The 13,110-nt window shown below is 60.7% G+C and carries 6 protein-coding genes; 4 read left to right on the top strand and 2 right to left on the bottom strand.

Features of this window, described 5'->3' with window-relative positions:
* Window positions 1-182: 182 nt before the first annotated feature.
* From ACZ1HK_RS00595 to ACZ1HK_RS00580, 4 genes are all read left to right on the top strand, one after another.
* Window positions 183-758: a shikimate kinase gene (locus ACZ1HK_RS00595; protein WP_472627037.1), complete on the top strand. Its 576-nt coding sequence runs from the start codon at window positions 183-185 to the stop codon at window positions 756-758.
* A complete protein-coding gene (gene aroB, locus ACZ1HK_RS00590; RefSeq protein WP_472627036.1) occupies window positions 755-1,864 on the top strand; it encodes a 3-dehydroquinate synthase in 1,110 nt (369 codons plus the stop codon). The genes ACZ1HK_RS00595 and aroB overlap by 4 nt, the downstream gene beginning before the upstream one ends.
* A gap of 147 nt (window positions 1,865-2,011) precedes the next feature.
* Window positions 2,012-4,420 (top strand): GcvT family protein, encoded by a 2,409-nt coding sequence (locus ACZ1HK_RS00585; RefSeq protein ID WP_472627035.1) that lies wholly within the window; start codon window positions 2,012-2,014, stop codon window positions 4,418-4,420.
* Window positions 4,417-5,007, top strand: coding sequence for a nucleotidyltransferase family protein (locus tag ACZ1HK_RS00580; RefSeq protein WP_472627034.1), 591 nt, complete (start codon window positions 4,417-4,419; stop codon window positions 5,005-5,007). Before ACZ1HK_RS00585 ends, ACZ1HK_RS00580 begins: the two co-directional genes overlap by 4 nt.
* 246 nt (window positions 5,008-5,253) lie before the next feature.
* Here ACZ1HK_RS00580 and ACZ1HK_RS00575 read toward each other — a convergent pair whose 3' ends face one another.
* On the bottom strand, window positions 5,254-10,236 hold the full coding sequence (locus ACZ1HK_RS00575) for a cadherin-like domain-containing protein (protein ID WP_472627033.1): 4,983 nt from the start codon (window positions 10,234-10,236) through the stop codon (window positions 5,254-5,256).
* Window positions 10,202-12,322 carry an Ig-like domain-containing protein gene (locus tag ACZ1HK_RS00570; RefSeq protein ID WP_472627032.1) on the bottom strand — a complete coding sequence of 707 codons (2,121 nt, stop codon included), beginning with the start codon at window positions 12,320-12,322 and terminating at the stop codon, window positions 10,202-10,204. The genes ACZ1HK_RS00575 and ACZ1HK_RS00570 overlap by 35 nt, the downstream gene beginning before the upstream one ends.
* Between the last annotated feature and the right edge of the window lie 788 nt (window positions 12,323-13,110).

The following is a 13,110-nucleotide window of genomic DNA, read 5'->3' as shown; positions in this document are numbered from 1 at the left end:
GCCCCGAGAATAACCAATAAAATCAGTATAATAAGGATACGCCCCATAGCTGCGCCATGACCCCTTCAAGTCCCTGCCCCTTTGCACCCCGCGCAAAGACAGCAGCGTTTGCCGCCGCCGTATTTTCCATATAAGCCATGGACGGCGGGATTTCGCCACTTACGGAGGCAATTTTTTCGGTGATGGGCGAAAGCGTGCCACATGGGGAATGGCGGTTGACCCGCTCGGTCGTGCTGGTGGGCATGATGGGCGCTGGAAAGACGGCCATTGGTCGCGCGCTGGCCGCGGACTTGGGCGTAGAAATGCGCGACTCGGACGCCGAAATCATCGCATCCGCGCAGCTTACAATTGGCGAGATCTTCGAGAAATATGGCGAGCCTTTCTTTCGTGAGAAGGAAGGCCAGGTCATTGCCCGTCTGCTGGAGGGGCCGCCCTGCATCCTGTCCACGGGCGGCGGCGCGTGGATGTCTGCTGACAATCGCACAATGCTGATGGAAAAGGCCTGCGTCGTCTGGCTGGAGGCCGACCTCGATCTGCTTTGGGCGCGGGTGAAACACAAAACCCATCGCCCGCTTCTGCGAACCTCAGATCCCAAGGCCACATTGACCGCTCTGCTGGACGAGCGCACGCCGGCCTATGCCATCGCCCCGAACCGGGTTCGTGTCTCGGCGCATTGGTCCATTGATCAAACCGCCTCTGCCGTCATGGATATCTTGCGGGCGACCGGGACCGTCACAACAAAAGCACCCGCCGAATGATCGATACCGTTCACGTACCCCTGGGCGACCGCGCCTATGATGTTCGCATCGGCCCCGCGTTGATCCACGAGGCAGGCCAGCACATCGCCCCGCTTCTGGATCGCCAGAAAGTCTGGATCGTCACGGAGCGTACCGTAGCAGGCCACCATCTTGGCGACCTTCGGAATGCACTCCGCGCGTCCGGGATTACCGCCGAGGCTCTGATCCTTGAGCCGGGTGAAGGGACGAAGAACTGGGTAAATCTCGAAAAAACAGTGGATTGGCTACTGTCCGAAAGGGTCGAGCGTCGCGATATCGTCATCGCGTTCGGGGGCGGCGTAATTGGCGATCTGGTGGGATTCGCCGCCGCCATCCACCGCCGCGGTATCCGCTTCGTGCAAATCCCAACCTCACTGCTTGCGCAAGTCGACAGCTCCGTCGGCGGGAAAACTGGGATCAATGCCGCCCACGGCAAGAACCTGATCGGCGCGTTTCACCAGCCCACGTTGGTTCTGGCCGATATTGACGTTCTGGGCACCCTTACGCCGCGTGATTTCCTTGCTGGATACGGTGAAGTGGCGAAATACGGCCTGCTTGGCGATGCGGACTTCTTCAAATGGCTTGAACAGAACGGCCCCGCATTGGCCGACAACCCGGCCCTGCGTCAGGAGGCGATCCGCCGCTCTGTCCAGATGAAAGCCGATATCGTGGCCCGCGACGAGACGGAGCAAGGCGACCGCGCGCTTCTGAACCTCGGTCACACCTTCTGCCACGCGTTGGAGGCTGCGACGGGCTATTCCGATCGACTTTTGCATGGCGAAGGTGTCGCCATTGGATGCGCCTTAGCCTTTGAGCTGTCATCGCGCCTCGGCCTGTGTTCTCAGGAAGATCCAAGCCGTGTCCGCGCACACCTGGCTCAAATGGGCATGAAGCGCGATATCGCTGATATTGCGGGGGATTTGCCCAACGCCGAGGATCTTCTGGCATTGATGGGACAGGACAAAAAGGTTGTCGCGGGTCAATTGCGATTCATCCTCGCCCGCGGCATTGGCGAGGCTTTTGTTACGGCTGATGTCCCGCAGGATGCGGTACTCGCCCTGCTGACGGAACAGCTCGCAAACCGCTAGCGCGCGCCCGCCCCTCTTTGTTCCCCGCAAATGCCCGCCGGAGGCATTGCGGCGGATACCGCACGCGCGACCTGCGCGTGTCGCAATCCGACTTGCCCAAGGCCCTCGAACCCAATCAGATGCGCAAAACACTTTGGAGGGGCCTGCATGAAATCCCATACGCGTGTGTGCATCATCGGTGGCGGTGTGGTCGGCTGCTCGGTGGCCTACCACCTGACGAAACTGGGCTGGTCAGATGTCACATTGCTGGAACGGTCCGAACTCACAAGTGGCTCCACCTGGCACGCTGCGGGCGGGTTTCACACACTCAACGGCGACACGAATATGGCCGCTTTGCAGGGCTATACGATCCGACTTTACAAGGAATTAGAAGAGCTTACGGGCATGTCCTGCGGCTTGCACCATGTGGGTGGCGTGACACTGGCAGACACGCCTGAGCGGCTGGATATGCTCAAGGCCGAGCGGGCGAAGCACCGGTTTATGGGGCTGGAAACCGAGATCGTCGGCCCGGATGAGATCAAAGCGCTGGCGCCGATCACCAACGTCGATGGCGTGCTTGGCGCGCTCTATGATCCGCTGGACGGGCATCTGGACCCCTCCGGCACCACCCATGCATATGCCAAAGCTGCGCGGATGGGCGGCGTGGGAATTCATACACATACCAAAGTGTTAGCGACCAATGCTCGTGTGGATGGAACGTGGGAGATCGTGACCGACAAAGGCACTCTTATAGCAGAACATCTAGTTAACGCGGCTGGCCTCTGGGCGCGGGAGGTTGCGGCGATGGCAGGTTGTTATTTGCCGCTGCATCCGATGGAGCATCAATACCTCGTAACGGAAGAAACGCCAGAGATTTACGAGCGTGATACGGAGCATCCCCATGTGATGGACCCCGCCGGCGAAAGCTATCTTAGACAAGAAGGTCGCGGGCTATGCATCGGTTTTTACGAGAAAACCTGCCGTCCGTGGGCCGTTGATGGCACGCCGTGGGATTTCGGGCACGAGTTGCTACCCGATGATTTTGACAAGATCACCGACTCCATTGCCTTCGCGTTCCAACGCTTCCCCGTGCTGGAACGCGCCGGCATCAAATCGGTGATCCACGGGCCGTTTACCTTTGCCCCTGATGGCAACCCCTTGGTGGGGCCGGTGCCGGGCTTGCGCAATTACTGGTCGGCCTGCGGTGTCATGGCCGGGTTTAGTCAGGGCGGCGGCGTGGGGTTGAGCCTTGCACAGTGGATGATCGAGGGCGAGGCCGAGCGGGACGTCATGGCGATGGACGTCGCACGGTTCGGGCAGATCGTCACGCCAGGCTACACTCTGCCGAAGGTGATCGAGAATTATCAGACAAGGTTTTCAGTGGTTTACCCCAATGAAGAGCTGCCCGCCGCGCGGCCGTTCCGGACCACGCCGATGTATGATGTCTTCGATCAGATGGGCGCTGTCTGGGGCCAACAATATGGGCTGGAGGTACCGAACTACTTCGCCGAGGGTGATGAGCCGCGGTATGAAACGCCGTCGTTCAGACGCTCGAATGCATTCGGGGCAACCGCGCGGGAGGTGGCAGTGGTTCGGGGGGCGGTCGGCATCAATGAGGTGCAGAATTTTGGGAAATATCTGGTCAAAGGACCGGGCGCGCGGGCGTGGTTGGACCGTATCATGGCGGGCCGTATTCCGCAGCCGGGGCGGCTTTCCTTGAGCCCGATGCTGTCCAAGCGGGGCAAAATAATTGGTGACTTTACAATCACTTGCCTGACGGAGGGACAATTCCAGCTGACCGGATCCTACGGCGCGCAGGACTATCATATGCGGTGGTTTGAGTCGCATCTGGAGGAGGGTGTGCGGCTTGAGAATATCTCGGACAGGCGGACTGGGTTTCAGATCGCCGGGCCGCGCGCACGTGACGTACTGCAAGCGGTCGCGCGGGAGGATGTGAGCGGCCTCAACTTCATGGATGTGTGTTCGCTAACCATTGGATATTCCACGGCAATTGTGCAGCGGGTGAGCTATACAGGCGACCTTGGGTACGAGATTTACGTGGACGCGATGGAGCAGCGGGCGTTGTGGGATGTGCTATGGACTGCGGGGCAACCTTTTGGGATGAAACCGTTCGGGATGCGAGCGATGATGTCGCTGCGGCTGGACAAGTTCTTTGGGTCCTGGATGCGGGAGTTTTCGCCGGATTACACCCCGGCCGAGACCGGGTTGAATCGATTTATCTCATTGAAAAAGAACGTGGATTTCATCGGGCGAGCCGCGGTTGAGATGGAGCGGACGAACCCGCCGGAGCGTGTTTTGGCCGCCTTTACGGTGGACGCTGACGATGCAGATGTCGTGGCATATGAACCGATCTGGATTGACGGCGAGGTGGCGGGGTTCTGCACCTCAGGCGGTTATTCGCACCATGCGGGCCAGAGCATTGCAATGGGATTTGTCCCGCGAAATCAGGCGGTTGAGGGGCTAGAAGTTGAGATCGAAATCCTCGGCCATATGCGCCCTGCCCGGTTGATCACTGAACCCCTTTTTGATGCTGACAACGCGCGGATGCGGGGATGAAAGATCCGCTGATCCTTTTGCTTGCAGCCGGTAGCTCCACCCGAATGAAGGGGCGGGACAAGCTGCTGAAATTGGTCGATGACGTGCCACTTTTGCGTTTGATGTCAACACGTTGCGTGAAGGCGGGTGACTGCCGAGTGGTGCTTGGAACAGATCAGGCGGCGCGGCGGGCTGCCATTGAAGACTTGCCCGTCGACATTGTAGAGGCGACCGAGACGGATGGGATGGCGGCGTCGATCCGGGCGGGCGTTGACGGCGTGAAAAACCGTGCCGTGATGATCGTTCTTGCAGATATGCCGGAGATCACGGCCTCAGATTTGCATCTGCTATCAGGGCTTTACGGCCAAAACCTCAGCCTGATCATCCAGGCTGCCAGCAAAGACGGCCAGCCCGGTCAGCCTGTGATTTTCGCGCCAAAATACCTGAAACAGCTTGCGAAATTGCAGGGAGATCAGGGGGCGAAGTCGATCCTCAAATCCCATGCGCGCGATGTTGCGTTGATCCCTTTGGCGGATGACAGGGCGCTTGTGGATCTGGATACGCCGGAGGATTGGGCCGCGTGGCGCGCCAAAACTGTGACCAAGTGAACGCAGTTGTGACCATCTGGTCGCTTATTTCCTGAAAAATGCGTCCAAATGGTCAGGGTTTTGGAGCCGCGCCGCAAAAGCGTTCATCCGGACGCAACTGTGACCAGATGGTCAGGTTTTCAAATGACTGACCCGCGACGGTTAACGGGCGGCCCTTCCCCCAGAAAGGACCGCCCGTCGGTGGTGTTGGCTGCAGAAACCGGGGGACCGCGTGTGGTGCGAGATACACACGGCCCCTAGGCACACTCAGAGTTGCAGAAGCTTCGCCTCGTGAGCCTTAAGCGAGCGGCGCGCGGCCGCGTAGTCGGTCAATCCACCCTCGGTCGCCAGTTCGGGGAACAGAGCGAAGATTTCTTCGCGGCTGGCCTCGCCCATGGAGCCGAGTGTCTGATCGCCGGGCTGGAAGCTTTCCGTCCAGGCGCCGTCCGACAGAACCACTTCGTGGCGGTCGAACATGAAGTGGATGTACGTTGTGCGCATCGTATCCATGATGCCGATGCCCTGACGACCGACCAGATGCTTGGCCGCAACCAGAACTTCGCTTTCTTCGAAGTAGAGTTGCGGTGTCTCACCGGTGATCAGCACACGGTGTTGCGGGCTGACCAGCATGTCGCGTTCGGGCAGGTTGTGCCCCAGCGACCCGGCCTTGATGAAGATCGGCTTCATGTTCAGATGATCGGCCAGCTCTTCACGGTTGAGCGTGCGCTTGCCGGTCCAACGGATCTCCTGGATGCCGTTGTCGCGGGTGATCACCTTGTCGCCTTCACGCAAGGATTCGACCGGAACCTCACCACGGGGTGTGGCGATCATGGCACCCGGCGTGAAGCACGGGATGACATTCTCGATCTCCTTGAACGTCAGGCGGCCCGATTCTTCGGTCTGCGTGTCGTCCGTGTAGAAGATCACGGTGCCGGATTCACCCGGTGTGCCGGTCGGATCGATGCCGTCGTCGAAGATGACCTTCAGCGAGCCGGAGCCGGTCAGGTCGAGGGTATCCTCATCCCCGTCACCGGGATCTTCGCCGCCGATGATCTCGTCGCCGATGCCTTCCTGATAGTCGCCCGTCCCGTTCGGGTCGGTGAAGGTGCCGACGTTGAAGACATCGTCGCCAAGGCCACCATCAAGGCTATCTGCGCCCTGGCCGCCGACGATCACGTCATTGCCTTCGCCACCGAGGATGGTGTCATCGTCGATGCCGCCGTCGAGCGTATCGTCGCCTTCGCCGCCATCGATCAGGTCATTGTCGTCTTCGCCGTTGACCACATCATTCCCGGCACCGGCGTTGATGGTGTCATCGCCATTGTCGAGGATCGGGTCGCCGAAGAAGCCGTCGTTGGGCTCATCGATGAAGTTGGCCGCAGGATCACCCACGCCGCCGTCGATGGTGTCATCGCCGTCGCCGCTGTCGATGCTGTCGGAGCCTTCGCCGCCGATGATGCTGTCCGCGCCGTCACCGGTGGTGATGGTGTCTGCATCGGTGCCGCCGTCAACGACATTGTTGCCATTGCCTGCATCGATGACGTCGGCATCGTCGCCGGTGGTGATGGTGTCATTGCCATCGCCGGTTGTGACGGTGTCCTTGTTGTCATCGGGGTCGGCATCGGGTGCCACGACGATGAAGCCACCAGCCGGCGAGCCAAATGGTGTGCCGAGGTCAGGGTTGAACGAACCCGGATTGTCCGAATTGATGACGTTGTCGCCTTCAAGATCGGTGATCTCGTCCGCACCAGTACCGCCAGTGACGGTGTCATCGCCTTCGCCGCCGTCGATGACATCGTCGCCGGACCCGCCGGTGATCGTATCGTCATCGTCGCCGCCGTCGATGGTGTCATTGCCGGTGCCACCGCTGATCGAGTCTTCGCCTTCGCCGCCCATCAGGCTGTCGTCGCCATCATTGCCGCGAACGGTGTCATTGCCGGTGCCGCCATCGACGCTGTCATTGCCATCGTCGGCCTGGATCGAGTCATCCCCGCCATTGCCTTCGATGCTGTCGTCGCCGGTGGTGATCAGGTCACCGCCGCCATCGGTGGGCGCGTTGGCATCGTCGTAGCCAAGCTCCATGACTTCGCCGAACTCTTCGCCATCAACGATGCCGTCCGGTTCTTTCGGGGGCAGAAGCAGGTTCTCGATTTCTGCGAATGTGACGGGGACCCATTCGTCTTCGTCATTTTTCACTTCGACCGAGCCGGAGGTCGAGTCGCCGTCGCCGTCGACCGTTTCCACCAGGTTGCGGTAGGACACGAAGTCGGCCAGGTCGAGCGTGTCACGGTCATCGCCGTTGCCGGAGCCGTCAGCGTAGATGGCGGTGTCGTTGTCGCCGTTGCTGTCAACTTCGTCCTGATCGATGATGATCGTGTCGCTGTCGCCGCCGCCGATGATGCTGTCGCCGGCGCCGCCGAGGATCAGGTCGTCATCGCCATTGCCTTCCAGCGTGTCGTTGCCGCGGCCACCTTCCAGCGTGTCGTCGCCGAAGTTGCCCTGGATCGAGTCGTCGCCGTGATCGCCGAGCAGGCTGTCGTTGCCGGCACCGCCGGAGATGTCGTCGTTGTCCACGCCGCCATCGATGGTGTCGTTGCCGGTGCCGCCGGTGATGGTGTCGTCATCGTCCTGACCGAAGATCAGGTCATTGCCGGCACCGCCGTCGATGCTGTCGTTGTTGTTGTCGGTCAGCGGATCGGGTCCGAACGGAGCACCGAAGCCATCGTCGGCAAGGTTGACGCCATCGGGTGCCGGGGTTTCCAGGCCACCAAAGATGGTGTCGTCGTCCTGACCACCCAGCAGAGTGTCAGCGCCCTCGCCACCGATGATCAGGTCTTCGCCCTGGCCGCCGGTCACGCTGTCGTTGTCGATACCTGCATCGACGGTGTCGTTGCCGGTGCCTGCATCAATGACGTCCGCATCATCGCCGGTGGTGACGACATCATCGCCCTCACCCGCAAAGACGGTGTCCTTGTCGTTGTCAGGGTCCGCGTCCGGCGCCACAGGCGGGATCGGGCCGTAGCCGGGCCAGCCGCTGTCGAGCAGGTTTTCGGATCCGGAGGTGTCGATGGTGTCGTTGCCGCCACCGCCAATGACGCTGTCATTGCCGTCACCGCCGGTGATGTCGTCATCATCCGCGCCGCCGTCGAGCACATCGTCGCCCACGCCGCCGTCGATGGTGTCATCGCCGCCGCCGCCAAGAACGGTGTCATTGCCTTCGTCACCGGACAGGTCATCGCCATCGGGCGAAGCGCCGCCTTCGATCACGTCATCGCCGGTGCCGCCCGACACGGTGTCGGAGCCTTGGCCTGCGTTGATTGTGTCGTTGCCGCCATTGCCTTCGATGACATCATCGTCGCCATCGTCGCCGTCGATCTGGTCGCCGCCGCCATCGGTGGGCAGGTTATCGTCGTTGTAGCCGGGGCCCATGAGCTCACCGAACTCTTCGCCGTCGACCACGCCATCGGGCGGGGTCGGATCCGCGCCAACTTCAATGGTGTGCACGGCGCTATCGAAGCCGCCATTGCCATCGGTGATGGTGTAGGAAACGGTCGCTGTGCCCTCAAACCCATCGGCAGGGGTGAAGAGGAAATTGCCGCCGCCCTGATCGTCGAGTGTGCCTTGATCCGCAGGCACGGTGGCCTCGGTCACGGTCAGGCTATCGCCATCAAGGTCGGTGTCGTTGTCGAGCAGGTCGATGGAAATCGGCGTCTCGAATTCGGTCGAGTCGCTGTCATCCACGGCATCGGGATCATCATTGACCGGGGTCACGTTGACATTGATCAGGCCAACGTCGTTGCCGCCATTGCCGTCCGAGATCGTGTAGGTGATCGTCGCCGGGCCGTTGAAGTTTTCGGCAGGCGTGAAGGTGACGTTGGTGCCGTCGGTGGTGACTTCGCCCTGCTCTGCGGGAACCGTGACGGAGATGATGGTCAGCGGGTCGCCGTCCGCATCGCTGTCATTGTCCAGCACATCGGTGATCGTGATGGGCGTATCTTCGTCGGTGGTGGCGGTGTCATCACCGGCCACGGGGCCGTCGTTGATTGCACCGACCGAGACGATTGCTTCGCCTTCATCCGTGCCGCCGTTGCCGTCAGATACCGTGTAGGTGATCGTGGCGGGGCCGTTGAAGTCCGGCGCCGGTGTGAAGGTGACGGTGCCGTCGCCGTTATCCACCACGGAGCCTTCGCTTGGGTCGACCGAGACGGACGCCAGTTCGAGCGTATCGCCGTCAACGTCGGTGTCGTTGCCCAGAAGGTCCACGATCACCGCCTCATCTTCATCGGTGGTGTCAACATCATCGACGGCCACCGGATCATCGTTCACGGGGGTGACGGTGACGTTCACGGTGCCCGTATCGGTGCCGCCGTTGTTGTCGGTGACGGTGTATTCGATCGTGGCCGGACCGTTGTAGTTTTCGGCCGGAGTGAACACCAATTCGTTGTTCACAATTTCGACCATGCCTTCGGCTGGATCGACGGTTGCACCGACGATTTCGAGGGCGTCGCCATCGGGATCGCTGTCGTTGGCGAGAACGTCGATGGTGACAGGCGTGTCCTCATCGGTTGTGGCTGCGTCATCTTCGGCAACCGGGCCGTCGTTCACGGCGCCCACGGAGACGACCGCCTGGCCGTCATCGGTGCCGCCATTGCCGTCGGAGACCGTGTAGCTGATTGTTGCGGCTCCGTTGAAGTCGGGCGCAGGTGTGAAGGTGACGGTGCCGTCACCGTTGTCGACAACGGAGCCTTCGCTTGGGTCAACCGAGACGGACGCCAGTTCGAGCGTATCGCCGTCAACGTCGGTGTCGTTGCCGAGCAGATCGACCACGACGCTTTCGTCTTCCATGGTGGATGCGCTGTCGTCGTTGGCGACCGGATCATCGTTCACCGGAGTGACATTGACGGTGACGTCCGCGGTGTCTGTCCCGCCGTTGCCGTCGGAGATGGAGTAGCTGATCGTCGCCGGGCCGTTGAAGTTTTCGGCAGGCGTGTAAAGCAGCTCACCACCTACAATCTCAACCGTGCCTTGCTCGGCCGGAACGGAAGCGGCGGTGATCTCAAGCGTGTCGCCATCCACATCGGTGTCGTTGGCAAGTGCGTCGATGGTGATGGGCGTGTCTTCGTCCGTGGTGACCGAGTCGTTCACCGCATCGGGGGCGTCGTTCACGGGCGTCACGGTCAGGTTGACTGTGGCCGTATCCGTGCCGCCGTTGCCGTCAGAACACCGTGTAGGTGAAGCTGTCGGGGCCATTGTAGTCAGCGTTCGGCGTGTAGGTGTAGTTGCCGTCGGCGTCGATGGTGACTGTGCCGTTGGAGGGATCGGTGTTGCCGATCACCTGCAGCGGATCGCTGTTCGGATCGCTGTCGTTGTCGAGCACGTTGCCGCTGATGGTGGTGTCTTCATCGCCCGAACCGTTGTCGTCGGTGGCCTCGGGGTCATCGTTGAAGCGATCGCCAAGGATCGTTTCGATCTCGGTGAAGGTCAGCGTGTCACCTGTGGGCGTGCCGTCGGGATTGACGAACTGGATCGTCCCGGAGGTGGAGTTTCCGTCGGCATCAGGCGTTTCGTTGAGGATACGGAACGGGCCTTCGCCGGTCAGGTCGAGCGTGTCGTTGTCGTTTGCATCGCCGGGCGCGGTGGAGCCGGTGCCGCCGTCGACCACATCGCCATTGTTGCCGCCAATAAAGGTGTCGGCATCGTCGCCGCCCTTCATGGTGTCCGCGCCGTCGCCCCCTTCGAGGGTATCGTCGCCGGTACCGCCTTTGAGGCTGTCGTCGCCGCCTTCACCAAAGATCAGGTCGTCGCCGTCGCCACCGTAAAGGCTGTCATCGCCTGCGCCTTCGGACGGGTTCACGCCCGGCACGTCAAAGTAGACGTCGGTGACGTTGATGCCCGAGTTTCCGCCACCGTCCTGGGTGTGGAAGATCTCAATCTCGGACACGGGGCCCGGGATCGTGACCAGCACCGAATATTCGGGTGCCGTATCAGGCAGATAGCCGCCATTGCTGTCGGCGGTGTCGGCCAGGCCGTCGCCATCGGTGTCGACCATGGTCAGGTTCGAACCACCGGCCAGCTGCACTTCGATCGGATCGCCGTTTTCGTCAAACGCCTTGATCGTCACAACGCCGTCGCCGTCGATATCGTTCACGCGGAACGACACGTTTTCGACCGGGTCGGAGAAGCCCAATGTATAGGTGTCGGAATTGCCCTGACCGCCAGTTTCGCTGTCGAGCGAGGAGGTCGCATCAGCGGCTGCGCCACCGGTGTCGATGCCGCTGACCAACTGAGTGTCAGAGGAGATGTTGTCGCTGGCACCGCCGTTCACTTCGGAGAAGGAGACGGTGACATTGCCCGTGTTCTGGCTGAAGTCGGAGGCGTTGGAGGGCCCGAGGTCCCACTGGAACACTTCGCGGACGGATCCATCATCCTGCGTGCCGCTGTCGCCATAGAGCGTGTCGTTGCCATCGTCGCCGAAGCCAAGGTCATTGCCCGAACCGCCAAGGATCAGGTCATCACCGTCCATACCTTCCAGCACGTCCGCCCCGGCGCCGCCGTCAAGCGTGTCATCCCCGCCCAGGCCGCACAGCGTGTCGTCGCCATCTTCGCCAAGCAGAAGGTCATCGCCCTGGTCGCCCGACGTGTCGTCGCCCAGGATGAAATCGTTGCCGGAGCCGCCTTCAACCGTGTCGTCACCGGCGCCCGCATAGACCGTATCGTCGCCCGCACCGGCGCGAATGGAATCGTCGTCATTGCCGAGCTGGTTGTCACCTGCATCGACCATGTCACCTTCCGGGTCCTGGTCGTAGGCGGCATCAATCAGATCGTCGCCGGAGGTGCCTTCGACGATGTAGTCAGGCCCTGCGGAGGCCACGAATTCGAGGTTGTCGATTGCACCGGAGCCGTGCAGCGTCACCTCCATGCTCGCAACGCCTGCGACGTTGATTTGCACCACGCACTGGCCGTTATTGCCGGTCGGCCCTGCGTGGATCGTATCGATGACATTGCCATCGGCATCGAGCAGCTTAATCTCAGCGGTTTCTTCGATGTCGAGGAACGTGAGAGCCTTCACGGTGGCCGCTGTCTCAAACGCAAAAACGACGGTGCCACCGCCTGCATTGTCGTCTGGATCGCTGCTGTCGCCATCTTCCGAGATGATCAGGACATTGCCAAGGTTGTTGGTCGCGAGATCATGGTCGCCGCCTGTCGGGTTCGACGTATCGAAGATCATCGCATCGCCAGACCCGCCCGAGGCGGTGATCGTGACACCGTTGCTTTGGAATTGGTTGGTTACAACATCGCCGGCAGACAAATTGTTGAAATCAATAACCGTTGTCATCTCGCACTCTCCTAATGCCGACCACATGCCGACGTGCCCGCCTGCGCGGGAAAAATCACAGTCAACTGAATCGCGATGGCCGGACAGACCAAGGGCGACCGCTCACGTAATCCAACACTGGAAGGAGAGGGGCGGGTCATTCACCCGCAACAGGCAGCCATCCATATACCGCTCGCACGGCACAAAGACGCGTTACGTAAACCGTTTGAGTCGTACTGACCCAAAACACAACGGCTACACCCCTCCCGCACTATTCCTGTGCGATCAATCGTGTGCGGCCGCCCCCGTGGCCTATTTGCAGACATCGCCCCCAGTTGGGCTGAGATGGAGATAGCGGAAAACTTGAATGCATTTGAAGAGAAAATTTTCGCAAACGCGTCACAAATGCGGCAGATCGACGGCTAAGATGGTACGGGGGCGGGCCAAGACCGGGTCGGATTGTTTCGCAATTTGAAAGAGAACCGCTAAGTGTTGAGGCCACTTCAAGTTGAAATCGCTTTGTTTTCTTAGCGTTCACCGACAACCCCTAGTTAGTGGTTATGATTAACCTGCAGGATTGTCAAAGAATTGGAAACAAACGTTAACTTACGTAACGGAAACAGTCTGTCTCTCCGACTGAAAATCGCCACATTTCAAAACCTGTTCTTTTAGACAGGTCCTCGACCTGCTGACGCCCTCTCCGCCTGACCGCGGCGCGAATCGCACCCCTTCATCATACCTAGGGTGGAAAACGGAGATTTGCCCCTTAGGGCGTATCGGCGGTCAATCGCTTGGAGGATGGGCTGGTA

This window comes from Gymnodinialimonas sp. JB5-7, from assembly GCF_055693405.1.
This window is presented reverse-complemented; position numbering and strand designations above follow the sequence as displayed.